Source organism: Bifidobacterium avesanii, assembly GCF_009299475.1.
GTDB classification, from domain to species: domain Bacteria; phylum Actinomycetota; class Actinomycetes; order Actinomycetales; family Bifidobacteriaceae; genus Bifidobacterium; species Bifidobacterium avesanii.
Genome location: NZ_WBSN01000004.1, coordinates 87,945 through 112,620 on the forward strand (window position 1 = coordinate 87,945; position 24,676 = coordinate 112,620).

19 protein-coding genes and 1 CRISPR repeat array are annotated in these 24,676 nt (G+C 65.1%); of the genes, 11 read left to right on the forward strand and 8 right to left on the reverse strand.

The features are described 5' to 3' along the window. The first annotated feature begins 4 nt into the window (after positions 1 to 4). Positions 5 to 721, forward strand: coding sequence for a trimeric intracellular cation channel family protein (locus DSM100685_RS03510; protein WP_152349969.1), 717 nt, complete (start codon positions 5 to 7; stop codon positions 719 to 721). A gap of 191 nt (positions 722 to 912) precedes the next feature. On the opposite strand, the gene rpsT is transcribed toward DSM100685_RS03510, so the two are convergent. Continuing rightward, positions 913 to 1,173, reverse strand: coding sequence for a 30S ribosomal protein S20 (gene rpsT, locus DSM100685_RS03515; protein ID WP_152349970.1), 261 nt, complete (start codon positions 1,171 to 1,173; stop codon positions 913 to 915). A 231-nt stretch (positions 1,174 to 1,404) separates the two neighbouring features. On the opposite strand from rpsT, the gene DSM100685_RS03520 reads away from it, so the two are divergent. From DSM100685_RS03520 to hemW, 3 genes are all read left to right on the forward strand, one after another. Next, positions 1,405 to 3,954 carry a glycoside hydrolase family 31 protein gene (locus DSM100685_RS03520; protein ID WP_152349971.1) on the forward strand — a complete coding sequence of 850 codons (2,550 nt, stop codon included), beginning with the start codon at positions 1,405 to 1,407 and terminating at the stop codon, positions 3,952 to 3,954. Positions 3,955 to 4,023: 69 nt separating this feature from the next. Then, positions 4,024 to 5,904: a translation elongation factor 4 gene (gene lepA, locus DSM100685_RS03525; RefSeq protein WP_152349972.1), complete on the forward strand. Its 1,881-nt coding sequence runs from the start codon at positions 4,024 to 4,026 to the stop codon at positions 5,902 to 5,904. Continuing rightward, positions 5,904 to 7,157, forward strand: a complete 1,254-nt coding sequence (hemW, locus tag DSM100685_RS03530) for a radical SAM family heme chaperone HemW (protein WP_152349973.1) — start codon at positions 5,904 to 5,906, stop codon at positions 7,155 to 7,157. The genes lepA and hemW overlap by 1 nt, the downstream gene beginning before the upstream one ends. A gap of 312 nt (positions 7,158 to 7,469) precedes the next feature. Here hemW and DSM100685_RS03535 read toward each other — a convergent pair whose 3' ends face one another. After that, entirely contained in the window at positions 7,470 to 8,042 is a 573-nt protein-coding gene (locus DSM100685_RS03535) for a TetR/AcrR family transcriptional regulator (RefSeq protein WP_152349974.1), read from the reverse strand. 212 nt (positions 8,043 to 8,254) lie between these two features. Between DSM100685_RS03535 and DSM100685_RS03540 the strand changes: the two genes are divergently transcribed. Together DSM100685_RS03540 and DSM100685_RS03545 are read left to right on the forward strand one after the other, a co-directional pair. Further along, positions 8,255 to 9,559 carry an NADH:flavin oxidoreductase/NADH oxidase family protein gene (locus tag DSM100685_RS03540; RefSeq protein WP_204314250.1) on the forward strand — a complete coding sequence of 435 codons (1,305 nt, stop codon included), beginning with the start codon at positions 8,255 to 8,257 and terminating at the stop codon, positions 9,557 to 9,559. 45 nt (positions 9,560 to 9,604) lie between these two features. Beyond that, positions 9,605 to 10,444 carry an SDR family NAD(P)-dependent oxidoreductase gene (locus DSM100685_RS03545; RefSeq protein ID WP_152349975.1) on the forward strand — a complete coding sequence of 280 codons (840 nt, stop codon included), beginning with the start codon at positions 9,605 to 9,607 and terminating at the stop codon, positions 10,442 to 10,444. On the opposite strand, the gene DSM100685_RS03550 is transcribed toward DSM100685_RS03545, so the two are convergent. From DSM100685_RS03550 to DSM100685_RS03560, 3 genes are all read right to left on the reverse strand, one after another. Beyond that, complete coding sequence (locus tag DSM100685_RS03550) at positions 10,416 to 10,874, reverse strand: DUF3592 domain-containing protein (protein WP_152349976.1); 459 nt, start codon at positions 10,872 to 10,874, stop codon at positions 10,416 to 10,418. The two genes, DSM100685_RS03545 and DSM100685_RS03550, sit on opposite strands and share 29 nt — an antisense overlap. A 61-nt stretch (positions 10,875 to 10,935) precedes the next feature. Then, complete coding sequence (locus DSM100685_RS03555) at positions 10,936 to 12,636, reverse strand: PH domain-containing protein (protein ID WP_152349977.1); 1,701 nt, start codon at positions 12,634 to 12,636, stop codon at positions 10,936 to 10,938. Next, positions 12,636 to 13,220, reverse strand: a complete 585-nt coding sequence (locus tag DSM100685_RS03560; RefSeq protein ID WP_163200890.1) for a PH domain-containing protein — start codon at positions 13,218 to 13,220, stop codon at positions 12,636 to 12,638. The genes DSM100685_RS03555 and DSM100685_RS03560 overlap by 1 nt, the downstream gene beginning before the upstream one ends. Before the next feature lie 150 nt (positions 13,221 to 13,370). On the opposite strand from DSM100685_RS03560, the gene DSM100685_RS03565 reads away from it, so the two are divergent. Further along, on the forward strand, positions 13,371 to 13,961 hold the full coding sequence (locus DSM100685_RS03565) for a DUF805 domain-containing protein (protein WP_152349979.1): 591 nt from the start codon (positions 13,371 to 13,373) through the stop codon (positions 13,959 to 13,961). Positions 13,962 to 13,966: 5 nt separating this feature from the next. After that, complete coding sequence (locus DSM100685_RS03570; RefSeq protein WP_152349980.1) at positions 13,967 to 15,397, forward strand: sensor histidine kinase; 1,431 nt, start codon at positions 13,967 to 13,969, stop codon at positions 15,395 to 15,397. A gap of 178 nt (positions 15,398 to 15,575) precedes the next feature. Here DSM100685_RS03570 and DSM100685_RS03575 read toward each other — a convergent pair whose 3' ends face one another. From DSM100685_RS03575 to DSM100685_RS03585, 3 genes are all read right to left on the reverse strand, one after another. After that, entirely contained in the window at positions 15,576 to 16,535 is a 960-nt protein-coding gene (locus tag DSM100685_RS03575; protein WP_152349981.1) for a hypothetical protein, read from the reverse strand. Positions 16,536 to 16,885: 350 nt separating this feature from the next. Next, entirely contained in the window at positions 16,886 to 17,566 is a 681-nt protein-coding gene (locus DSM100685_RS03580; protein ID WP_152349982.1) for a helix-turn-helix transcriptional regulator, read from the reverse strand. 10 nt (positions 17,567 to 17,576) lie between these two features. After that, entirely contained in the window at positions 17,577 to 19,058 is a 1,482-nt protein-coding gene (locus tag DSM100685_RS03585) for a DUF1846 domain-containing protein (RefSeq protein WP_152349983.1), read from the reverse strand. A gap of 336 nt (positions 19,059 to 19,394) precedes the next feature. Here DSM100685_RS03585 and cas9 point away from each other — a divergent pair, with 336 nt between their 5' ends. From cas9 to cas2, 3 genes are read left to right on the forward strand one after another with little or no spacing between them, the layout of a single operon-like run. Beyond that, on the forward strand, positions 19,395 to 22,805 hold the full coding sequence (gene cas9 / locus DSM100685_RS03590; RefSeq protein ID WP_204314249.1) for a type II CRISPR RNA-guided endonuclease Cas9: 3,411 nt from the start codon (positions 19,395 to 19,397) through the stop codon (positions 22,803 to 22,805). Between the two features lie 10 nt (positions 22,806 to 22,815). Next, complete coding sequence (gene cas1 / locus DSM100685_RS03595) at positions 22,816 to 23,721, forward strand: type II CRISPR-associated endonuclease Cas1 (RefSeq protein ID WP_152349984.1); 906 nt, start codon at positions 22,816 to 22,818, stop codon at positions 23,719 to 23,721. Next, positions 23,718 to 24,050 carry a CRISPR-associated endonuclease Cas2 gene (gene cas2 / locus DSM100685_RS03600; RefSeq protein WP_152349985.1) on the forward strand — a complete coding sequence of 111 codons (333 nt, stop codon included), beginning with the start codon at positions 23,718 to 23,720 and terminating at the stop codon, positions 24,048 to 24,050. Before cas1 ends, cas2 begins: the two co-directional genes overlap by 4 nt. A 50-nt stretch (positions 24,051 to 24,100) precedes the next feature. Further along, a CRISPR array of direct repeats spans positions 24,101 to 24,584; the repeat unit is 36 nt; unit sequence CAAGCTTATCAAGAGGGGGAGATGCTAATTCTCAAC. The last annotated feature ends 92 nt before the right edge of the window (positions 24,585 to 24,676 follow it).

Genomic DNA, 24,676 nt, shown 5'->3' on the forward strand with positions numbered 1-24,676 from the left:
CGGCATGGAAGTGGCCTTGGAGACGAACGCCGTGTTCGTGGGCATCGAATACCTCGCCATCTTCGTGTGGGGGCTGTCCGGCGGGCTGTCCGCCGTGCGCAAGCGCTACGACCTGTTCTCCATCCTCACCTGCGCGTGGATGACCGCCCTCGGCGGCGGTCTGGTGCGCGACACCCTGCTCGGAGACCTGCCGCCGGTGGGCATCACGGACAAGGGCTACATCCTCACCTGCCTCGCCTCCGGACTCGTGGTGGCCGTGGCGCATCCGGAGATCATGCGCCTCAAGTGGACGATGGTGGCGATCGACGCGCTGGGCCTCGGCCTGTTCGCCGTCAACGGCACCGCGAAGGCGCTCGCGTTCGGCAGCTCGGGCATGACGGCCGTGTTCCTCGGCATGGCCACGGCGCTCGCCGGCGGTTTGTTCCGCGACCTCATGGTGGGGGAGGTGCCGATGATCATCCGGGACAAGCACCTGTACGCCGTGCCGTCGCTCATCGGGTGCATCCTCACGGTGATCGTCTACAAGATCGTGCGCGCGGGCACGGTGGGCATGCAGTGGGAGATGGCGCTCGACGTGGTGATCGTGGCCGTGGTGTTCGTGCTGCGCATGGTGTCCGTGGCGTGCAACCTCACGTTCCCCGGGGCGGTGGATCGCGGGGGCGGGGCGTCATCCGGCGAGCGGTCGGACGGCGAGCGGTCGAACGGCGCCGGGGACAAATAAGGAATCAATAGGACTGATGGGGGACGAGTGCGCGGGGAGACGGGCGGCGGTCGCCCTGCGCGTACCGCGCGTAATCCACCGTCCGGCCAATGGCGGCCGTGCGCCTGCGAACCGTCTCGAAAAACAGTAATCCCGCAGACCCTTGCGGGAGCTGCGGGATTACTCGAAGGTCGATTCCGAACGGATCGAAATCAGAGCGCGTTGATCGCCACGGCGAGGCCGGACTTGCGGTTCGCGGCCTGGTTCTTGTGGATCACGCCGGCGCTGGCGGCCTTGTCCAGACGACGGGCGGCCACCTGGTAGGCGGTCTCGGCGGCGGCCTTGTCACCGGAGGCGATGGCCTCGCGGGTGGCGCGGACGGCGGTCTTGATGGCGGACTTGACCTGGACGTTGCGCTGGTGCGCCTTCTCGTTGGTCAGCACGCGCTTCTTCTGCGACTTGATGTTAGCCACTATCTACTCCAAACGACGTAAACGTGTATTACAAGGACATACAAACGGACATGATAACACATGCGTGGACCAAGCCGCGCCGAATTTCGCGCGTCGGCGGGGAAAATTCGGGTGACTGCGCGGTCAGCGGCATATGGAGCGCCACGTCGCCCGGCAAATTCCCGAAACATGCGCGCGCAATCCCGAAATTCACGCGATAATGGTGGGCAGGCCAAGCCGAAAGGACCAACAATGAAGTTCTCCAACGCCATCATCGCCATCGCGGCCACGGACGACCGCATCGACCTCGCCACCGACGGCGGGCGCCTGCGCATCTACCTCATGGACGACGACGTGATCCGATTCCGCTGCACGTTCGACGACGAGTTCGCGCCCGACCACTCGTACGCGCTCGTGAAAACCGCGTGGCCCGACGAACTCGACGGCCTGCTCGCCGCCGAGCGCACGCGCGTCGCGCCCATCACGCCTAAGCTCGAGGACCGCGGCGACCACTGGCGCACCGGCACCGCGAAGCTGACCGTGATCCTGTACAAGGAGCCCTTCGGCGTGGAGATCCGCGACGCCGCCACCGGAGCCGTGCTCCACCGCGACCTGAGGGAGCGCTCGTTCATGGAGGACTCCAACGGCCGCCGCATGCACTACTCGGTGATCGGCGAGCACGACCACTGCTACGGCTTCGGCGAGAAGACCGGCCCGCTCAACAAGCTCCACCGCCGCATGCGCATGCACAACGTGGACGCCTGCGGCTACGACGCCGAGCTGTCCGACCCGCTGTACAAGCACATCCCGTTCTACATCCGCTTCAACGACGAGACCCGCCGCGCGTGCGGCATGTTCTACGACAACCCGCACGACGCGACCTTCGACATGGGCCGCGAGCGCAGCGGCTACTGGGAGCGCTACTGCCTGTACGAGGTGGACGGCGGCGACGTGGACTGGTTCTTCATCAACGGCCCGACCATCCCGGACGTGGTGCGCCGCTACACCGACCTGACGGGCAAGAGCGCGCTGCCGCCGATCGGGGACACGGGCTACGGGCACACCACCATGTACTACACGGAGCTCGAGCGGGACGCCGACGACGCGATCGTGGCGTTCGCGGAGCGCTGCCGGCGCGAGGGCATCCCGCTCGACGCGTTCGCGCTCGCCTCCGGGTACACGTGCATGCCGAACGGCAAGCGCTACCAGTTCCATTGGAACGAGGCGAAGTTCAAGGACCCGGCCGGGTTCGTCGCGCGCATGAAGGAACTCGGCGTGGCGGTGACGCCGAACGTGAAGCCGGGCATCCTCACCACGCATCCCGACTACGACGAGTACGACCGATCCGGCGCGTTCGTGCGCGCGGCGGACGGCGAGCGCACGCAGCGGCAGCGCTATTGGGGCGGATTCGCCGGCTTCCCGGACTTCACGAGCGCCGCGGCGCGCGAAATCTGGGAGCGGCACATGACCGAGGCGCTGCTGGACAACGGCATCGACGGCATCTGGGACGACAACTGCGAGTTCGAGATCGACGACGCGGACGCGCGCGTGGACGCCGACGGCTCGCCGCGCGCGGTGGGCGGCATGCGCCCGGCCCTGACCAACATGATGGCGTTCACGTCCACCGAGGCGCTCCTGCGGCACAATCCGGACCGCCGCCCGTACGTGATCTCGCGCGCCGGATACGCGGGCATCCAGCGGTACGCGCAGACGTGGGCCGGCGACAACGCAACGAGCTGGAAGACCCTCAGGTGGAACATCGCCACGATCCTCGGCATGGGGCTGTCCGGGGCGGCGAACCACGGCGCGGACATCGGCGGCTGGTTCGGCCCCCGCCCGGAGCCGGAGCTGCTGGTGCGCTGGTTCCAGGAGGGCGCGTTCATGCCGCGCTTCATGACGAACTCGTCCAACACGGACAACACCGTGACCGAGCCGTTCATGTACCCGTCGTACACGCCGTACATCGCCGACGCGGTGCGGCTGCGCTACCGGCTGGCGGCGGCCATGTACTCGCTGCTGCGGCTCGCGTCCGTCGAGGGCGACCCGGTCATGCGCCCGCTGGTCTACGAGTTCCCGGACGACCCGCGCTGCTGGGACGAGGGGTGCGAGTTCATGTTCGGCGCCGACCTGCTTGTGGCGAACGTGCTCGAGCCGGGCGCGACCGAATGGCCGGTGTACCTGCCCGCGGGCTGCGACTGGTACGAGTGGGGCACCAGGCGGCGCCACGCCGGCGGCCAGACCGTCACCGTGCCGGTGGATCTGGGCACGATCCCCATGTTCCTGCGCGCCGGCGCGGTCCTGCCGCTGAGCCCGGACGTGACGAACCTGCACACGCAGCCGATCGAGCGTCTGGAGGTCCTCGTCGAGCCGTCGCGCGCCAACGCGTTCGCGCTGTACGAGGACGACGGCGCGAGCAACGCGTACCGTCACGGCAATTACCTGCTCACGACGCTCGCCGTGACGCCCGCGGGCGGGTCCGGCTCAGCGGACGGCGGCGTGGCGGTGATCGAGGCGCGGCGCGAGGGCCGGTACGCCTCGAAGGTGCGTTCGGTCACGCTCGACGTGTTCGCCGACGCCGTCAAGCCGTTCGCCTTCGACCTCGAGACGGGCGCGGACGGGGCCGGGGACGCGAACGGCAGGCGCAGGCTGGCCGAGTTCGTCGACCCCGAGGCGTGGGCCGCGGCGGGCGAGGGCTGGATCTACGACGCCGAGACGACGACCGCGCGCGTGAAGTTCGCCAATCCGGCCGGCGACTGGCGCGTGCTGGCCGACTACGGCGTCAACGACCTGGTCAAGATGTAGGGCAGGCCAGCCGCTAGACTTGGGATGTTTGGAACATGACGGCAGTCGAGGAGCAAGGAGCCGAAACAGGTGGTTGAGCAGAAGAACAAGCCCGGGTATACCGATCAGTCGCTGATCCGCAACTTCTGCATCATCGCGCACATCGACCACGGCAAGTCCACCGTGGCCGACCGCATCCTGCAGCTGAGCGGCATCGTGCCCGAGCGCGAGATGCGCGACCGGTTCCTCGACCGCATGGACATCGAGCAGGAGCGCGGCATCACCATCAAGTCGCAGGCCGTGCGCGTGCCGTGGACGTTCGACGGCACCGAGTACACGCTCGGCATGATCGACACCCCCGGCCACGTGGACTTCACCTACGAGGTCTCCCGCGCGCTGGCCGCGTGCGAGGGTGCGGTGCTGCTCGTGGACGCCACGCAGGGCATCGAGGCGCAGACGCTGTCGAACCTGTACATGGCCATCGACCACGACCTGACCATCATCCCGGTGCTCAACAAGATCGACCTGCCCTCCGCCGAGCCGGACAAGCACGCCGAGGAGATCGCCGGCCTCATCGGCTGCGAACCGAGCGACGTGCTGCGCGTGTCCGGCAAGACCGGCGAGGGCGTGGCCGAACTGCTCGACCGCATCGTCATGGAGGTGCCCGAGCCGCACGGCGATCCCAAGGCCCCGGCCCGCGCGCTCATCTTCGACTCCGTGTACGACTCGTACCGCGGCATCGTCACCTACATCCGCATGGAGGACGGCGAGCTCAAGAGCCGCGAGAAGGTGCACATGATGGGCATCGGCATGACGCACGAGCCCATCGAGATCGGCGTGATCAGCCCGGACATGACGCCCACCAAGGCGCTCGGCGCCGGCGAGGTCGGCTACATCATCACCGGCGCGAAGGACGTGAGCCAGTCCAAGGTGGGCGACACCCTGACCTCCGCCGCGCGCCCGGCCAGCGAGCCGCTGCCCGGCTACCGCGACCCGAAGCCCATGGTCTACTCCGGCCTGTTCCCGATCGACAACGCGCAGTTCCCCGACCTGCGCGACGCGCTCGACAAGCTCAAGCTCAACGACGCGGCCCTGATCTACGAGCCGGAGACGTCCGTGGCGCTGGGCTTCGGCTTCCGCTGCGGCTTCCTGGGCCTGCTGCACATGGAGATCGTCTCCGAGCGCCTCGAGCGCGAATTCGGGCTCGACCTCATCTCCACCGCGCCGAACGTGCCGTACGACGTGACCGCGGAGGACAACACCGTGCACCACGTGACCAACCCGAGCGAGTTCCCGGACGGCAAGATCAAGAAGATCGTCGAGCCGATGGTCGCGGCGGACATCATCACCCCGAAGGAGTTCATCGGCGCGGTGATGGACCTGTGCCAGGACCACCGCGGCATCATGGGCACCATGGAGTACATCTCCACCGACCGCGTGGAGATGCACTACCGCATCCCGCTCGCGGAGATCGTGTTCGACTTCTTCGACCAGTTGAAGTCCCGCACCAAGGGCTACGCGTCGCTCGACTACCACGAGGACGGCGAGCAGGCGGCCGATCTGGTGAAGGTGGACATCCTCATCCAGGGCGAGAAGGTGGACGCGTTCAGCGCGATCGTGCACCGCGACAAGGCGTACAGCTACGGCGTGATGATGACCAAGAAGCTGCGCGAGCTTATTCCGCGCCAGCAGTTCGAGATCCCGATCCAGGCGGCCATCGGCTCGCGCATCATCGCGCGCGAGAACATCCGCGCCCTGAGGAAGGACGTGCTCGCCAAGTGCTACGGCGGCGACATCACCCGCAAGCGCAAGCTGCTCGAAAAGCAGAAGGCCGGCAAGAAGCGCATGAAGATGCTCGGCCACGTGGAGGTGCCGCAGGAGGCGTTCATCGCCGCGCTGTCCACCGGCGAGGCCGGCAACGACCGCGACACCAAGGACAAGATCCGCGCCGCGCAGAAGACGGAAGGCTGATGTCTTTCGAGATCTATGTCCACGTGCCGTTCTGCCTGAGGCGCTGCGGCTACTGCGACTTCAACACGTACACGGCCGTGGACCTGGGCGCGGGCGCCTCGCGCGGCAACTACGCGAACATGGTGATCCGCGAAATGCGGCTCGTGCGCGACTGGCAGCTCGCCCACGGCGTCGAGGAGCCGCCCGCGTCCACCGTGTTCTTCGGCGGCGGCACGCCCACCATCCTGCCCGCGCGCGACCTCGTGGCCATGCTGGACGCCGTGCGCGCGACGTGGGGGCTGGAACCCGGCGCGGAGGTCACCACCGAGGCGAATCCGGACACCGTGGACGCCGACTACATCCGCGAGCTTGCGGACGGCGGCTTCACGCGCGTCTCCTTCGGCATGCAGTCCGCCATGCCGCATGTGCTGCGCACGCTGGACCGCACACACACGCCGGCGAACGTGGAGGCCGGCGTGCGCGCGGCGGACGCGGCCGGGCTCAGAAGCAGCGTGGACCTCATCTACGGCGCTCCGGGGGAGAGCCTCGACGATTGGCGCACATCGGTGCGCGCGGCCATTGATCTGGGCGTCAACCACATCTCCGCCTACGCCCTGACCGTGGAGCCCACCACCAAAATGGGCCGGCGAATCGCCGCCGGCACCCTGCCCAAGCCGGATGACGACGACGAGGCTCTGAAATACGAGATCGTGGACGACATGCTCGCCGACGCCGGGCTTGAATGGTATGAGGTCTCCAACTGGGCGCGTACCGGGTATGAGAGCCGGCACAACCTCGGCTACTGGCGCAATGTCGACTGGGCGGGATTGGGCCCCGGCGCGCATTCGCACGTCAACGCGGGCGCGATTGCGGACGCCGGTCCGGACGACGGCCCGCGCCCGGCGCTGCGCGCATGGGACATCGCGCATCCGCGCTTGTGGGGCGCCGCCATCAACGAGGACCGCATCCCGTGGGGCGGCAGCGAAACCATCACGCCGGGGGAGAACCTCGAGGAGCTCATCATGCTGGGCCTGCGCATCCGCGAGGGACTCGACCTCGCGCGCCTCAACGAGGAGATCGCTTCCGCGCGCGAATCGGACGGCTCCCTGCCCCTGCGACCCATCGATGTTGCGCAACTGCGGCCGATGGTCGATGAGGGGCTCATCACCGTCGTGCGCGATGCCGCGAACCATAGCCGCATCGTCCCCACCCGCAGGGGACGGCTGCTCAACGACGCGGTGATCGAGCGGTTCTTCGAGCTCGCGGGGGTGTGAACGGCCTTACTACGCCGCTACATGCCGCCGTGCGGAGCATATTTCCGATTTGTGCGGTCGAATTCGGCGGTTCCGCCATATAGCCGCTACGCCATTCCGGTGTTTTTCCAAGGGCCTATCCGGGCGAATGCCCGAAAACGACCGCACAAATCGGAAATATGCCGGTCAGGGGTTTGACGAAGATGCCGGTGAAGTACGTTGCCACGTTGTTTTGCGCGGTTTCGGAGAGTGATGCGGTACAGGTACGTTGCCAAGCCGGCCAAGGCTGCCGCGGCGAGTGCGGTCGTCGTCCCTGTGCGCCTTGGCGCGCCCTTATTCCAGCCCGCCCAGCAACGCGTGCGCATAGGCGTGCAGCTGCTCGCGGGTGAGTGCATGGCCGCGCAGGTACGCCCAGTCGAGGACGAGCATCAGCGTGTTCGCGTAATGGTCGGCGATGAGGTCGGCCGGCAGACCGAAGCGATCCCGGTCCACGCAGGCGCCCATGATTTCGCGCGCCCGCCCCTCGATGAACATGTGCAGGCTGGAGAACAGGGGACCTTCGGGCGGGTTGTGCTCCAGCACCGTGCGCAGCAGCCCCTCGTTGGATTCCAGCAGATCGGCCATCGCGTCGAGTGCGGTGTCCACGCGGTGCGCCGGCTCGGACGAGGCCAGGTCGGTGAGATTGGCCCGCGCGGACAAAACGGTCCAGCAGTAGCCGAGCAGGTCGTCGCGGTCCTCGAAGTAGTTGTAGAACGTGGCGCGCGGGTAGCCGGCGCGTTCGCACAGTTCGTTGACGCTGATGTCGGCGAACGATTTGTCCTGCAGCAGATCGGTCATCGCGCCGAAGAACGCGTCGAGCGTGCGTTGCGCGCCGCGCGTGAGCTTGGCGTTGAGGTCCTTCTTCATGCGGTTTCGCTCCTTGTGCGTTTGGTTGCGCCGCGCCGTTCGGGCTCATGCGGATTGGTCGTGGGGCTTGGCGGCGTGCCGCCCGTCCGGGTTCCGGTGCGCATGCAAGCCCGCATCCCCAGCATAGTCTACCGTCCATAATTTTGCAGATGTCTAAAAATATGCTAATTTAGACAACTGTAAAAATATGGACATTTGGAAAGTTGGTAGCCATGGCATACGAGACGAACGGAATGACGGCGACGGCGCTCGCCGAACCGCTGACCCTGCCCTGCGGCGCGACGGTGAAGAACCGGTTCTACAAATCCGCGATGAACGAGGCGCTCGCCGGCCGCGACTGCGCGCCGACCGAGGAGCACGTGCGCCTCTACCGCACGTGGGCGCGGGGCGGTGCGGGCGTGCTCGTCACCGGCAACGTGATGGTCGACCGCACGCAGCTCGGCGAGCCGGGCAACGTGGCCGTCGAAGACGAGCGCGACCTCAACATGCTGCGCCGCTGGGCCGCGGCCGGCACCACGAACGGCGCGCACTGCTGGATGCAGATCAACCACCCCGGCCGCCAGTCGCCCATCACCGTCAACCCGCATCCGCTCGCGCCGAGCGCCGGCGCGGTTGACGGCGACTACGGCAGATTCTTCGCCGAGCCGACCGAACTGACGCGCGAGCAGATCCAAGACATCATCCGCCGATTCGCCAACACGGCGCGCATCGCCAAAAAGGCCGACTTCACCGGCGTGGAGATCCACGCGGCGCACGGCTACCTCATCAACCAGTTCCTCTCGCCGCTCGACAACCGCCGCACCGACGAATACGGCGGCGGCCTCGAAAACCGCGCCCGCTTCCTGTTCGAAGTGCTCGACGCGGTGCGCGGGGCGGTCGGCCCCGACTTCCCGGTCGCGGTGAAGCTCAACTCAAGCGACGTGCCGATCGCCGTCAAGGTCAACGAAAAGGACGGCGCTCCGGGCGGGTTCAGCGAGGAGGAATCCATCTGGGTCATGAAGCAGCTCGAAGCCCGCGGCGTGGACCTCATCGACATCTCCGGCGGCACCTACGCCAAGCCGGTCATCCAGACCAACGCCGGCGCGGCCGAGGACCGCCGGCGCGGCGTCTACTTCACCGACTTCGCGCGGCGCGTCAAGGGCGAGCTGAGCGTGCCGGTGGCGCTGACCGGCGGCTTCCGCAACGCCGGGGACATGGAGCGGGCGCTCGACGAAGGCATCACGCAGATGATCGGCGTCGCGCGTCCCCTGGCGCTCGTGCCCGACCTGCCGAACCGCATCATCCGCGACGGCTGGCGGGGCTCCGTCGACCTGCCGCGCGTCACGACCGGCGTCAAGGCGCTCGACAAGGCGTTCGGCGGCATTCTGGTGATCAGCTGGTTCGAGGTGCAGATGAACCGCATCGGGCATGGCAAACGCCCCGATCCGCGCATCGGCGGCCTGCGCGCGCTCCTGTTCGCCGTCGGGCAGCACGGTCCCGCCGCGCTCGCCCCGCGCCGCCGCAAGGGCCGTCAGTGAATCAGCAACCACATCGGAAGCCACACGAATCGAAGGAGCCGTCGAATGAACGGGATTCAAACCAGAACCATCGCCATAGTCACCGGTGCGTCGTCGGGCCTCGGCGCGGCGTTCCTCGAGGCGATCGTCGCGCGTTACCGCAATCTCGATGAGATATGGATCGTCGCCCGGCGCGAGCGGCGGCTGCGTGCGCTCGCTGGGAAGTACGGCAACTCGCATACGCGCATCCGCACCATTCCGCTGGATCTGACCGGTCCTGACGCATATGGGACGCTGACGGGCATGCTGGAGGACGAACGGCCGAACATCCGAGTGCTGATCAACAACGCCGGATACGAGCGCGAGGGCGTGCTGCGAGACATGAGCCCCGCAGACATCCGCGCCATGATCGATCTCAACGTGACGGCCATGACGATGGTCAGCCGCGTCTGCCTGCCGTACATGGGCAGGGGAAGCTTCGCGGTGATCACCGGATCGGTGTCGCCCTTCGCTCCGATCCCTTGGCAGGCCGTGTACGCCGCAAGCAAGGCGTACGTGCGGTTCCTCTCCCGCGCGCTGCATGAGGAGGAGCGCGAGCGGGGTGTAAACGTGCTGCTGTTCAGCCCCGGCAATATGGACACCGAGATGAACGTGCGCGGCGCCGTGTCCGGCAAGCTTGCCCGTCTGCCGTATCTCGATCTGAGGAGGGAGGCCGTGCGGACGCTGGCCCGTGCGGAACGCGGATGCGCCACGTATACGCCGCTGGCCTTCTACCGACTGTACCGGATATTCGCCAAATTGGCGCCCTCCGCGCTTGCCGTCCGCGTGACCAGTCTGAAGTCGGGCGGAGCCGCGGCTCCGCCTCGGAACGGCGCCGTCACCGCGGCATCCACAGCGCAAGCATGACCACGCCGGCGATGAAGTCCACGACGCTGGCTGCGGCGAACGAGACGAGCACGATCATGCGGCCATGGTCCTTCCGCATGTATGCGTGGGACGGCTCGAACGGGTCGTACAGGACGGTCGCCTTGTCGCCCACGTGGAATTTGCTCGGGTGCGACCAAATGCCCGACTTCAGCTCGTAGTTATGACCCCCGACCGTGTAGGAAAACACGGGCGACCACAACGTGCCGTCGTTGTCGTGGCGTTCGCGCAGTTCGCTCACGGTGCCGGTCGTTTCGGCCGTGCAGCGCTGTCGGGAATCCCTCGTCTTGCGTATGAGCCGCAGGCAGACGCCGAAGACGACGAGCGAGACGGCGATCATGACGAGCGACACGATGAGCACCGGTGTTTCGTGCCACGAACCGGTGGAGGTGCTTTCGACTGCCTCGATCATAAGTTCGATTATCCCCGCGCCGCCCGTGTGCCGTGCGCGGCGAACATGAACTCGGCGTGAATTATCCCTTCGTTCCTTCCAGCCAATCCTCCAGACGGTCGGCGTCGGCGCGGCGGATGGCGTGGAAATTGAGGGCGTTGGTGCCGTTGAGCACGAACAGGGGCATGTCGACGCGCTCCACGCCGTGCGGTTCGCGCCACAGCGTGGTCGCGCGCGCGAAGCTCTGCACGCGGGGCCGGCGGGTGACGAGCGTGATGAGGGTGAGCCGTTCGGCGCAGGTGGACACGATGCGGTGGGGAAGCGCCTCGGGAGCGTCCCCAGGGATCGCGAAACCGTCGACGCGCCATTTCAGCGCCCGTGTGGCCAGCCACCACAGCATGGCGGCCGGCACCGCGACGGCCATGAGCATCACGGGCAGCGGCATGCGCGGGGCGGACCGGAACCATGCGAACGCCGCCGCCGTAAGTGCGCCCGAGGCGAGGAACGCTACGGTCGGAACCATCAGATAGTAGCGGCCCAGCCCGCGCCCGGTCCTGCGCGTGCTGACCGGGGCCAGTCCCCATTCCGGCAGGATCCGCGCCATGACGCCGTACACCTGCGCCGCGCCCACCACCGGCAGCAGCGTCGAGGCGGATTGGTCGTCGTCGCGGTCGTCGTCATCCCCGTTTCCGCCGACCGTGCCGGACGCGCTCAACCCCACGCGCACCGAGCGCAGGCCCAGCAGCCGTCGCAGCACGTTGCGGCGTATCTCCACGCTCTGGATGCGGCTGACCGGCAGCGTGGTCACCCGACGCGTGACCAGTCCGCGCGAAATGACCAGATCGTCGCCGCGACGCCAGATCGCAAAACCGTGGAAGCGCAGGAACGCGCTCACGACCGACACCATGAGCAGCACGATCACGACGAACAGCGCGGCCAGCGCGATCGCCAGCGCGCCGCGGGTCATGACGCCCATGACGGAGCCGGCGGTCGCCCGCGCCACGCGTTCGGGCAGCACGTCGCTGATCTTCTGCCAGAAGCCCCACAGCACCAGCGCGGAGGCGAGGAGCGTCACGTCGCTCAGCGCATAGAGCAGGATGTCCCGCCCGGTGGCGCGGAAGACCGGCTCGCAGTCCGGCACTGCGTCGGGCTTGGAGGGTGCCTTCATCTCCGGCTGCCCCGCGTGTCGAACATGTTCGGCACCGTTGTTGCGCCCGCTGCCGGCATTGTTCTCGAACATGTTCGATTCCGTGCCCGCGTTGGCTTCCGCATCCTCCCGGAACGCCGCAGCCCTGAGCCGCTCCAATTCGAGCTGCACGTTCTCGCCCACGGCGTCCAGCGTGATGTCCGCCTCACCGCCGCCCGCGGACACCGTGACCGTCACCACGTGGAACGGCTGCAAATACCACGGTGACGCGCTGCCGATCGCGTGGATGCGGTCGTAGGCAAGCGACCGGCGCCTGCGGAAGAACAGTCCGCTCGTCCACGCGAGCTCCCGCGCGCCCAGCGCATACCGCGTGGTCATCCATCGCATGACCGGCGGCCCCAGCGCGATCGCGCAGCCAATGCCCACCGCGGCGGCGATCAGGATCACGGTCCCGGAGGACATTCCGGCGAGTGCGTCGGCATCCGAGTCGGTGTGCGACAGCCCGCGCGCCGCGATGATCACGACCGTGGCGATCACGCCCACGCACGCCTTGGCCGACCGCGCCAAAGCGACCACGAGCCCCGCGGGATGCAGTCGACGCCACCGGGGCTCCTCGCGCCCATCCGCCGCCGACATTACAGGTCCTCCCGCGAACGCGCCACGCGATTGGTGATGAGATCCGTCACGCGCTCCGCCTCGGCGGTTTCCAGCGCCTCGATCGTGTGCGCATCCACCGCCGTGTGCACGGTGACGGCCGTCAGCCCGTAATGCCGCAGCACCGGGTTCTGCCTGGCGTCCACGTGTTGGATGCGGTTGAACGGCACGACGGTGGTGGAGCGGAACAGCCATCCTTTGCGGATGCGCAGGTCGCGCTCTCCGATCGAAAACCGGCTGAACGCGTACGCGTAACGGTTCTGCAGCGGCTGCGCGGCCAATCCCGCCACACCGTACGCCACCACCAGCCCCAACGCGACCGCCGGCCACGGCCACACGCCCCACCAGTCGTACGCCATGCCGATCGCGGCGACCGCCCCGCACACGGCCCAGACGATCAGGGACTCAATGACGGCGTTGACCGTCCACACCCGCGTGACCCGATGCGGCAATGCATGCCACGCGGCGTCCCCGTGCCGCCCGCCGCCGTCGCGTTCCGTTGTCGTCGTCGCCGTTGCTGCTATCCCGCCCGCATCCGCGGCGGACGGTCCATATTCGTTGCCCATGCCTCCCACCATACCGGCGGTGCCATGCCCCTCCGCCCATCGGTACACGCCCGTGGACAGACCGGGCGCAATACTGGACGCGGGGCGCAAAGCACGGTTGCATGGGAATCGACGGCAACCTGATCGGAAGCGACCTGCGAAGGAGCGATCATGAACAATCCCAATCCCAACCCATACGTGGCGTACAGCCCCGACGATCCGCGGTCGACGGAGGGCGGCGCGCCCGCGTTGGACGACCCGTACTACGGCATCGGGTTCGGCGCGGCGGTGGCGCGGTTCTGGCGCAAGACCTTCGTGTACCGCGGCCGGGCGTCGCGCGGCGAATACTGGTGGGGCGTGCTGTTCTGCTTCGCGACGACGCTCATATGCAGCGTGGTGGCGGCCGCGGCGGACACGCTGGTGCTGAACGTGCCCCTCGACGACGAGGGGCCGATCCATTCGTGGGCCACGCTGATCCTCACCGTTGCGCTGTTCGTGCCGTTCCTGGCGGCGTCCGTGCGCCGGCTGCACGACGAGAACCTGCGCGGCTGGTGGGTGCTGCTGCCGCTGGCGCTTGAGATCGGGTACCTCGGCGCGGCGGGGACGACCATGTTCGCCGCCAGCGCGTCCGGTGCGGCGATGGGCACGCTCACCACCGTGCTGCTGGTCGTGGCGTATCTGCTGAGCCAGGTGGCGCTGTTCATCCTGCCGCCGAACCCGGCCGGCGCTCGGTTCGATGCCCCGCGCACGCCCGGCAGGTGAACGGGATGGGCGGAACGGACGAGATGGGCGGAACGGGCGGCGCGCCCCCGCGATGGCGTCGCTGGTGGCGCGAACCGCATTTCCTCGAACGCACGCGCATGCTGGGCGTGGCGCTGTGGGTGTGCGCGCTGCTGGTCGTCCAGCCGCATTCCGCGTTGGACGCCGCGGCTGTGCTGGTCATGCTCGCGGTGATCGTGCTGCTGCCCGCCGCGCCGCGCGTGATGGCGCCGGTGGGGCTGGCGGCCGCGCTGGCGGCGTGCTTCGCGCCGGGCGGCGGAACGACGTTGGCGGTGACGATCGCCCTGTTCGCCGTGTTCCTCACGGCCGGATACGTTTGCTCGGCCCGCGCCTGCGTGCCCATGGTGGCCGGATACGCCGTGGCCGAGGTGACGTGCGGCGTGCTGTGGGGCGCGTCGAGTGCGGCGGTCGAGGGGCTGACCGGGTTCGTGGACGGGTTCGCCGCGGAGACGGGCGGCTCGTTCGCCGGCGCGGGCGGCGTTTCGCCGTGGCTTGTCTGGCCGTTCGCCGTCGCGCTGTCCTGTCTGGTGAGCGGCTTTCTGGCGTTGTTCGGGCACTCGTTCCGGCGCAACGCCGTGGCGGGGGAGCGGCTCGCCCGCAGCGAGGCCATGGTCGGCCGGCTCACGCGCGAGCAGCAGTTGGCGCACCTGATCCACGATTCGGTGGCCAATGACATGTCCGTCATCGCCATGCTCGCTTGGCGCGCCAAGACGGGGCCGGGCATGGGAGGCGGGAACGACGCGTCCGCGGCCGATGGGGACGCCGGCTCGGGTGCGGATCTGGACGCCGCGCTGGACGCGATCTACGAACGCTCCCACCATGTGCTCGACCGCGTGCACGAGGTGATCGACGTGCTGGATGGCAAGCGCGCGCTCGCCGATCTGGACGGCTCCGACGGTTCCGGCGGTTCCGACGCCGGCATGCAGGCCGAAAACGGGTCGACCGAAGTCTCAGAGCCGGTCGGGCTGGCCGGGTTCGTCGCCGAACTCGAACGGTACTTAGAGGACCAGGATCGCGTCATGGCCATGGTCGGCATGTCCGGCGTCTCGCGCGTGACGGTCGAAGGCGACGGCCCCGACCGCCCGGTCCCGCCCCCGCAGGTGCGCCGGGCCGTCCTCGGGTTCGTGGAGGAGGTCTATGCCAACGTGGTGCGTCATGCGGCGTGGGAGGACGCGCCAGACGGGCGTGACGGCGGCTCGGGGAACACCTACAGTCTGTTCGTCACCGTGGAGCCGCATCGCGTCCGCATCGCCGAGGTCAACGCGATCGGCGACGGCGCGTCGGCCGCCGTCCGCGGCACCCGGCACGGCAGGGGACTGGCGTTGCAGCGCGAAACGATCGCATCGCTCGGCGGCACGCTCAACGCCGCCGCGCAGGACGGTACGTGGACCGTCGCCGCGGAGATCCCGATCCGCTGATCCCATTCCCGCACCGCCGTTCCTCTCCCATTCGATCCAACCTACGCCCCACACGGCGCACGTTGGACCGATCACGCAATAATCCGCCTCCGATCGGCCCGTTTTTTCGCATGATCGGTCCAAGCTGCACTTTCCGAGATGCAGGTTGGACCGAATGGGACAAGTCGCACGCTAATAGTCAGCGGATTCTGGGCACGCCAGCACGATCGAGCTTGAACCGCACCGTGGCCGGTTCTCGCTCGCATTCGAGAAAGGTGGTCCGCACGAATCTGATGCCGTCGTGGAGTCTAATGTTGTCCTCGCGCTCCTTTTCCGCCAGCAGCGCGTCCACGCCGTCCCCATCGCCGAGCATGACCGGATTGGCGTATTTTTCACGTCCGTCCAATTCAAGCACGATCATGTCGCCGTTCGGCAGAATCCAAAGGAAATCTACCCGGTAGCGTCTGCCCCGGACCGGATCGGTAATCCACTGCTGCAATAGGGGAACCGCATAGCCCCACTCGATCAGCAGTGCGCGCACGATCGATTCGCCGCCGTTGTCACTGCGCGCGTCCATGTAGCGGGCGACCTTTCGCGCGTTCGTGATGCCTTTGAACCCACGGTGATCGTCAAGGAAGGAACCGAACTCGTCGTCGGTAAGCCGGTGCAATCGCATTGCCGCGTCGCCTATCGCCAGCGCCTGCGGGAAAGACATCATGCGAGCGCAGTCGAACACGGTCTGCACAAGCGTCGTGATCCGAAGTCCGTCGCGGACCGCAACGGTCAGCCCAGGCACATGATGGAACGTGAAGTAGCCGTGATCGCGGCTGTGGCTGCGCAGATCGGTCGCGAAATGGACCCGGTCGTGCAACCGGTACGTCTCGCTCAGTCCCCAGACCGCCGCCGCGCTGACTTGCGCCAAGACACGATCAGGATGGGCGGCGGCCACCGTGCGCAGGATGTGCAAAATCCGTTCCGCGTACGGCAAGGCGGACCAATATGCTGGTCGGGCGAACAAATCCGGTCTCACAGCGATCAATTGGCGGCGTTCGGCACGATATCGCAGCACGCGCCTGCCGTCGGCGTTGCGCGCCCGCAGGCACATGCCGGCGCGCTCGGCCTGTTCCAGAAGTTCGTTCAGTCGTTGGTCGTGGTTCATGCGGAAACGGTAGGCATGCCGGCACTGTTTTGTGAAGCCGGATCGGGGCATGTGCGCGAACGTGACCCCCGCTTCGCGCATTCTCGCGTGTCGCGCCCGCCCCCTGTGCATAAGTCTGTGTATCCGTTCGTGTACCCGTCTGCCCGCGCATCTTTTCTACCCTCGGTTTTGCTCATACGGTCCAATCTGCATCCTGCTCGAAGCGAATTGGACCGATCGTGCGAAAAACCGGACAGATCAGGGGCGGATTATCGCGCAATCGGTCCAAGCTGTGATTTCCGGTGTACAGGTTGGACCGAACGGGGAACCGGAGGACGGGAAGACGGGAAGAACGGGAGAACGGCGCGGGTTCAGCGGCTCAGGTAGATGGCGATGGCGTGGGCGAGCGACTTGGCGCCGAGCTTGTCCACGGCGCGGTGGGCATGCGTGCGCACGGTGGCCGGCGCGATGCCCCACCGCGCGGCGATCTGCTCGTAGCTCAGGCCTTGCGCGAGCAGCCGCAGTGTCTCGGTCTCCTTGGCCCCCAGCTTCACCCGCCCGCCGCCCGCATCGGAGGAGAGTCCCGCGGCGGCGTCCTCCAACCGCCGATGCGCCGGCCCGGCGGTCTCGAACGGAGCTGCCATGCCGGTCGGCGCGAACGTTCCGCCCGCCGTCACCGCGCGCATCGCCGCGGCCATCGCCGGCACGTCCGCCTTGGAGACGATGCCCTGCGCGCCGGCCTCCGCCGCCCGGTCCGCGTACGTGTCCACGGAAAACGCGGTGACGGCGAGCAGGAGCACCCGGTCCGTGCGGCGGCGGATCCGACGGCACACGCCCACGCCCGTGCCGTCGTCCAGCGACATGTCCACCAGCAGCAGCCGCGGACGCGTGTCCGGGGCGAGGGCCAGCCGCACGGCCTCGCCGGCCTCCGACGCGCCCCACAGCCATCGCGCGCCCGGCAGCAGCTGCGGCAGGATCCCGCGCATCGCCATCAGCGCCATCCGGTCGTTGTCCAGCGCGGCCACCGGAACCGCCGTCGTATGCCCGTTCACTTGCGACGGCTCACTTGTGGTACAGGCTCACGCGCTCGTACTTCGGCTCGCAGCACACGTTGATGCCGAGCCTGCGGTACAGCGCCTCGTCGGCCGCGGAGATGATCACCGAGAAGAACGCGTCGCACCCGCGCAGCCGTTCGAGCCCGCCGATCACACGCGCGGCCGTCGGGTCGGTGGCGGAGCTGATGGACAGCGCGATCAGCGTCTCGTCGGAGTGCAGGCGGCGGTTCGCGCTGTTGAGATGCTCGGTCTTCAGCCGGCAGATCGGCTCGATGGCCGCGTCGTCGATCACCGTGAGCGCGTCGTCCACGCCGGTGACGGCCTTGAGCGCGTTCATGAGCAGAGCGCTCGCCGCACCCAGCAGCTTGCCGGTCTTGCCGGTGACCACGCGCCCGTCGGGCAGCACCATCGCGCCCGCGGGGCCGCCGGTCGCCTCCTCCTTGCGCAGGGCCGCGGCCCGGGCGGGGGAGAGGTCCTCGTCCACGCCGGCCTTGCGCATGATCGAGCGCAGACGCTCCAGCTGGTCCTCGTCGGCCCCGGTGCGGCGGAAGCGGACCGCCGCGGTGAAGAAGCGGCGCACGATCTCCATGCGCGCGGCCTCGCGGCACGCCTCGTCGTCCGTGATCGCGAAGCCCACCATGTTCACGCCCATGTCCGTGGGGCTCTGGTAGGGGCTCTCGCCCATGATCCGCTCCATCATGGCCTTGAGCACGGGGAACGCCTCGACGTCGCGGTTGTAGTTGACCGTCGTCTCGCCGTGCGCCTCCAAGTGGAACGGGTCGATGATGTTCGCGTCGTCCAGGTCCGCGGTGGCGGCCTCGTAGGCGATGTTCACCGGATGGTTGAGCGGCAGGTTCCACACGGGGAACGTCTCGTACTTGGCGTATCCGGCCTCGACGCCGCGGCGGTGCTCGTGGTAGAGCTGCGACAGGCACGTGGCGAGCTTGCCGGAGCCGGGGCCCGGGGCCGTGACCACCACGAGCGGGCGCGTGGTCTTGATGTAGTCGTTGCGCCCGTAGCCCTCGTCCGAGACGATGCGCGCGATGTCGTGCGGATAGCCGGCGATGGGGTAGTGCAGATAGCAGGTGATGCCCAGCTGCTTCAGGCGCCTGCGATAGGCGTCCGCGGCCGGCTGGGCCGCGTACTGGGTGAGCACGACCGATCCGACGAGGAACCCGTGCGCGCGGAACACGTCGATCAGCCGCAGCGCGTCCTCGTCGTACGTGATGCCCAGATCGCCGCGCATCTTGGCCTTCTCGATGTGGTTCGCGTTGATCGCCACCACGATCTCCACGTCGTCCGCGAGGCTCTGCAGCATGCGGAACTTGGCGTCCGGCGCGAAGCCGGGCAGCACGCGCGAGGCGTGGTGGTCGTCGAACAGCTTGCCGCCGAACTCCAAATACAGCTTGCCGCCGAACCGCGCGATGCGCTCGCGGATCCTGGCGGCCTGCAGCTCGATGTACCTGTCGTTGTCGAATCCCTGTCGCATGCGGTGGCGATCCCCTTTCAAGCGCGATGTCGTCGTGGCGTGACGATTGTGACGATTATAACGGAGCGGGCCGGGGGCGGGGCAATGGACAACCGCGGTGTCCTAGAAAAGGATCAGACGACGGACGATTTCGTACCTTATCGCATACATAGCTCGTATGGCGTGTCTGAGAGGCGTGACGCATATAATGAAAATGCTAATTCTCAATAAGAGCGGACAAGTTAGCCGCTTTGATTGCTAGCAGTTTTCTGCAGGGACGGGTTTTCCCGTCCCGTTTTTTGTAACGATGTATACTTAATGGCATATCGGGGAGAATCTTCGAGGAAGAGGATATACATGTCCGCGAAGCGGTATCGCATTGGCATCGATGTGGGATTGAATTCGGTTGGTCTTGCGGCGGTGGAAGTCGATTCAGACGGCATGCCGACTCGGCTTTTGAACGCGCAGTCCGTCATCCACGATGGGGGAGTGGACCCAACAAAAAACAAAGAAGCGATCACGCGTAAGAATCTATCCGGCATTGGCCGGCGCGCTCGTCGTATGGTGAGACGCAAGCGTCGGCGGCTCGCGGATCTGGATGCGCTTCTGCAGCGGCAGAAATATCCCATTGTTGATCCGGGCGAATTCTCGTCTTCGATCGAGCCGTGGGTGGCGCGCGCCGATCTCGCGGACCATTTCGTCATTGACAATACAGAGAGAAAACGGAAGCTCTCCATTGCTCTGCGCCACATCGCCAGACATCGCGGATGGCGCAATCCCTATCATCGCGTCGATTCTTTGTTGATCGACAATGAGTATTCCGACCAATACGAGGAATTGCGCTCTCGTGTGGAAAAGCATGTACAGCGGACGGTACCAGACGGTTTGACTCCGGCTCAGTTGGTGATGCGGGCGGTTGCGCTGGGCGGAGCAACACAGCGTCTGCGAACGAGCACCACAAGAGGGGTGGGAATACTGCCCGAAAAACTCATGCAGGAGGACAACGCCAATGAACTAAAGCGGATTTTTACGATGCAGAGGATTCCCCGAGAACAATGGGAGCCGCTGTTCCGGTTGGTGTTCGCAGCCGTTTCCCCGAGAGGCTCTGCGGAGGAACGAGTGGGGAAAGACCCTCTTGATCCCACGCAGCAGCGGGCGTTGAAAGCCTCGTTGGCGTTCCAGCGGTATCGCATCGTCAACATGATCACGAACCTGCGTATCGCCGAAAATGATCGACAGCGACCGCTGACCATCGCCGAGAAGAATGATGTGTTCGACATGCTGTCCGCCGATTCCATGCAAGACCTCAACTGGGTGGACGTGGCGGATCTGCTGGGTGTTCGAAGAAGCCAGCTCCGGGGCGTTGGCTCCATGACGGAGGATGGGGAGGAGCGAGTGACGAACACGCCTCCGCGTTTGGTGTCGGTGCAGCGTCTTCACGAGGCGGATCGGAAAATTGCCAAACCGCTGATTGCATGGTGGCGATCCGCATCGGACGATGCCAAGGAGGCAATGATCCGGTTGCTGTCGAATACGGTGGACGTGGACAAGGTCAGCGAGGATCCCCGTTATATGGAAGTGATCGCGTTCTTCGACACCCTCGACGAGGACGGCTTGGCCAAGCTTGATTCGGTTGATCTTCCTTCCGGACGTGCGGCTTACAGTGTGAAAACACTAGAGTGCCTGACCCGTCGCATGCTGACCACCGACGATGATCTGCATGCAGCCCGAAAAGCGATCTTCCACGTATCAGATTACTGGCATCCTCCAGTCGATCCCATTGCCGCGCCGTTGGGTAACCCCTCAGTTGACAGAGTCGCCAAGATCGTTGGTCGATGGTTGAAGAATTGCGAGGACCGCTGGGGCATGCCAAAGAGCGTGCAAATCGAGCATGTACGTTCCGGTTTTGATTCCGTGGCAACTGCTCGGCAGTATGAGCGCCGAACCGGAAGCCGTAGTGAGTACCGTCGCGCTGCAGCTGATCGTTTGCACAACGAGGAACATTTGGATCGAATCCGCGATTCCGACATCCGTCGTTTGGAGGCCATTCAACGTCAGAATGGGGAATGCCTCTACTGTGGCAGAGCAATCGCATTTCGCGCGTGCGAAATGGACCATATCGTGCCCAGGAAAGGCGTGGGATCCACCAATACGCGGACGAATCTCGCCGCGGTGTGCATCACCTGTAATCGGGCGAAATCCAAGTTGCCGTTTGCGGTGTGGGCCGCAACCGATGCAGCGCAAGCACTGGGAGTGTCCATGAAGGACACATTGGAGAGAGTCCGCTATTTCAACCGGGATGCGAGGCTGTATGATGCCTCCAGCTGGCGAGGATTCAAGCAAGCCGTGATAACCAGACTGAAGCAGACCGAAGAGGATGACCCCATCGACAGTCGTTCCATTGAATCCGTGGCATGGATGGCCGATGAGCTTCATCAGCGCATCGACTGGCATTACAACGCGACACGGTATCAATCGGATGACCGGAATCTACCCGCCGACAGGAAAGTCAGCGTTTGCGTCTTTCGGGGACGTGTGACGGCCGCCGCCCGTAGGGCGAGTGGCATTGAGGGAGCAGTCCGGTTCTTTGGCCCTCACATGAAGACACGTCTGGATCGCCGACATCATGCCGTGGATGCCGCGGTGATTGCGATGATGCAGACCGGAGTGGCGCAAATCCTGATGGAGCGAGAATCACTGCGCGAGTCCCAGCGTCTCATCGGCAGGCTCGCTCCCGACGAACGTCCATGGCGTGAGTATCCCTATGAGAAGACGGCGTCGTATGACACATTCATGCATTGGCATGACATCATGGTGAGATTGCTGGATCTGCTCAACGACGCACTCGATCATGATCGTATTGTGGTGCGGCAGCCCATGCGGCTTTCCTTGGGTAATTCCATTGCCCATGATGCGACGGTAAAGTCCTTGGTCAAAGTACGTGTAGGCAATGCCTTGGACGCAGATGTGATCCGTCGCGCATCCACGCCAGCATTGTGGTGTGCACTAACGCGTCTTCCTGATTACGATGAAAAGACGGGTCTCCCGGAAGACGATGCACGTGTCATCATGGTGCATGGCATAAGATATGGATCCAATGACGAGATCGAGGTCTTCGCCGGCCAATCCGCTCAGATAGCCGTTCGCGGCGGGTCCTCCGACATTGGCTCGGCCATGCACCATGCCCGTATATACAGGTGCTGGAAGGCGAATGCCAAGGGTGAACGCAAGTATTGGTACGGCATGATACGCGTGTTCCAGACTGATCTTCTACGTGCGCGGTATGACGATCTGTTCACGGTGCCGTTGCCTCCTCAATCGATTTCCATGCGCTATGGCGAGCCTCGAACGGTGGCTGCGGTCCAGTCAGGCAAGGCCGAATATCTGGGATGGCTGTGCGTCGGCGACGAAATACGTATTGATGTCGGTAGAGTGCCGGGTAAGGGCCAGATCGGAGAGTTCGCCAAATGGTGCGCCGGGTTGGATCAGCGTAATGCAGCCGTGGAATCGTGGGTGGTTGACGGACTGTTTGCGCCGGCCAAGCTCCGACTGCATCCTCGTATTATTGCTGCGGAGGGCTTGTCAAAGATTGAGGACATAAGTGCTGTTCCTGATGGAGCGGGAAAAGTTATCGGAGGTGCGGGATGGCTGCCTTCCATCGATTCGCTTGCTGGCACTCATCCTGTGGTCATTCGACGCAATACCATAGGCGAACAGCGGTGGCATTCGAAGTCTGGATTGCCGTGTTCATGGCGTTGGACGAACTGAGGGATCGATCATGCAGAGTCAGTGGCGTGTCATCGATTGCACGGAACTGGAAGGCAGTATCTCCTACATACGCGGCACTATGCGCGTGAAGCGCGATGCTGACTCCAGCGCGACTGATGTGCCACTGGCTCAGACGGCCGTGGTCTTGATTGGCCTGCGTGCGCGCTGCTCTGCTGCGGTGCTGCATGAAATGGCGCGGTACGGCGTGTCCGTCATGCTGTGTGATTGGCGGGGCGTTCCCGATGCGGCTCTCCATGCTTGGACCGACCAACCCACGACGGTGGCCGCGCGGCAATTGGCGCAGGCTGATTTGTCATTGCCTCGACGAAAGAACGCCTGGGGACGAATTGTTCAGGCAAAGATCCGTGGACAGGCGGCCTGCCTTGACGCATTGGGACTTGACGGAGGGGGCATTCTGCGCGGCATTGCAGCCATGGTGCGATCGGGGGATCCGGCGAATCGCGAGGGATACGCTGCTTGTGAATATTGGAGGAGGATCTTTCCTAATGACCCGGAGTTCAGACGAGTTCCCGGTAGTGGCGCCGGACGGAATGCGCAGTTGGATTACAGCTATACCGTGCTGCGCGGGTTCACCATCAAGGCAGTAATCTCCGCCGGCTTGATTCCGTCTTTGGGCGTCCACCATCGTCACCGTGGGAACTATTTCTGTCTTGCGGACGATTTGCTGGAACCATATCGTCCGGCCATTGATCGTCAGGTGGCCAAACTGAAAGCGTCCGACTCCCTTGAAGATCGTTCGGTAAAGCGGCGATTGGTTGAGGCAGTCAACCAGCAGTTCAATGAAGACGGTCTGACCATCCCCAGTTCACTCAATGACTTCACAAGACAATATGGTCTCTACTGCGAAGGCAAAATCGACCGTCTTCCCGTACCGGAGTATGCGGGGACATTATGAAAACGGACGAGGACAGTGGCGGCATGTGGTGCTTGGTGATGTTCGATTTGCCGGTTAAGACGAAAAAGCAGCGTCACCGTGCCACGGAATTCCGCAATCTGCTGATCGATATGGGATATGCCATGGTGCAGTATTCCGTATACGTGAGATACACGCCTACGCAAGCGGGCAATCGTTCCACTGTTCAGACCATCAAGGAGCACCTTCCTCCGGATGGTCTTGTTCGCGTGGTGCATTTGAGTGACCATCAGTGGTCGTCGTCACTGCGTTTTTCCAGTTTGAAACAAGAGAGTGAAAGCGAAACTCCGGAACTGTTCACGCTTTTCTGAATGTGGAATCAGCTAGAAACGGCGAAAAATAGCCCCTCTTGAGGAGATAACAAGCTTATCAAGAGGGGAAGATGCTAATTCTCAACGACGAGTCGGTCACGTCGGATGACACGGCAAGCTTATCAAGAGGGGGAGATGCTAATTCTCAACTGCTTGGCGAAACCCTGATACGCCCATTCAAGCTTATCAAGAGGGGGAGATGCTAATTCTCAACCATGTGGGCGTGGGAAATGCGCGAATGGCAAGCTTATCAAGAGGGGGAGATGCTAATTCTCAACGGTGCCGCGGGCGGCCGGCGTCGCGCCGCAAGCTTATCAAGAGGGGGAGATGCTAATTCTCAACTACGCGCATGGTCTCATATCGTGCGAGGCAAGCTTATCAAGAGGGGGAGATGCTAATTCTCAACCGCATTCCTCGCACACGATGACGTGTCCCAAGCTTATCAAGAGGGGGAGATGCTAATTCTCAACGAAATCCGCGACATCCGCCACGGTCTTCCAAGCTTATCAAGAGGGGAAGATGCTAATTCTCAACCCTCATTTTCCTTGTGAGGCGTACTAAAATTCACCATGCCTCAGAATTTGGTTTGATCACTTACTTTTGAAGCACGCGGCTAGGTGTTGGTA

What these genes read in the sequence shown, in the direction of transcription:
- cas2 (WP_152349985.1), top strand. Translation starts at nt 23,718, where the DNA reads ATGAAAACGGACGAGGACAGTGGCGGCATGTGGTGCTTGGTGATGTTC.
- cas1 (WP_152349984.1), top strand. Translation starts at nt 22,816, where the DNA reads ATGCAGAGTCAGTGGCGTGTCATCGATTGCACGGAACTGGAAGGCAGT.
- DSM100685_RS03535 (WP_152349974.1), bottom strand. Translation starts at nt 8,042, where the DNA reads ATGAAGAAGGACCTCAACGCCAAGCTCACGCGCGGCGCGCAACGCACG.
- DSM100685_RS03545 (WP_152349975.1), top strand. Translation starts at nt 9,605, where the DNA reads ATGAACGGGATTCAAACCAGAACCATCGCCATAGTCACCGGTGCGTCG.
- DSM100685_RS03560 (WP_163200890.1), bottom strand. Translation starts at nt 13,220, where the DNA reads ATGGGCAACGAATATGGACCGTCCGCCGCGGATGCGGGCGGGATAGCA.
- DSM100685_RS03575 (WP_152349981.1), bottom strand. Translation starts at nt 16,535, where the DNA reads ATGAACCACGACCAACGACTGAACGAACTTCTGGAACAGGCCGAGCGC.
- DSM100685_RS03570 (WP_152349980.1), top strand. Translation starts at nt 13,967, where the DNA reads ATGGGCGGAACGGACGAGATGGGCGGAACGGGCGGCGCGCCCCCGCGA.
- DSM100685_RS03555 (WP_152349977.1), bottom strand. Translation starts at nt 12,636, where the DNA reads ATGTCGGCGGCGGATGGGCGCGAGGAGCCCCGGTGGCGTCGACTGCAT.
- DSM100685_RS03565 (WP_152349979.1), top strand. Translation starts at nt 13,371, where the DNA reads ATGAACAATCCCAATCCCAACCCATACGTGGCGTACAGCCCCGACGAT.
- DSM100685_RS03585 (WP_152349983.1), bottom strand. Translation starts at nt 19,058, where the DNA reads ATGCGACAGGGATTCGACAACGACAGGTACATCGAGCTGCAGGCCGCC.
- hemW (WP_152349973.1), top strand. Translation starts at nt 5,904, where the DNA reads ATGTCTTTCGAGATCTATGTCCACGTGCCGTTCTGCCTGAGGCGCTGC.
- DSM100685_RS03510 (WP_152349969.1), top strand. Translation starts at nt 5, where the DNA reads ATGGAAGTGGCCTTGGAGACGAACGCCGTGTTCGTGGGCATCGAATAC.
- DSM100685_RS03540 (WP_204314250.1), top strand. Translation starts at nt 8,255, where the DNA reads ATGGCATACGAGACGAACGGAATGACGGCGACGGCGCTCGCCGAACCG.
- DSM100685_RS03550 (WP_152349976.1), bottom strand. Translation starts at nt 10,874, where the DNA reads ATGATCGAGGCAGTCGAAAGCACCTCCACCGGTTCGTGGCACGAAACA.
- DSM100685_RS03520 (WP_152349971.1), top strand. Translation starts at nt 1,405, where the DNA reads ATGAAGTTCTCCAACGCCATCATCGCCATCGCGGCCACGGACGACCGC.
- cas9 (WP_204314249.1), top strand. Translation starts at nt 19,395, where the DNA reads ATGTCCGCGAAGCGGTATCGCATTGGCATCGATGTGGGATTGAATTCG.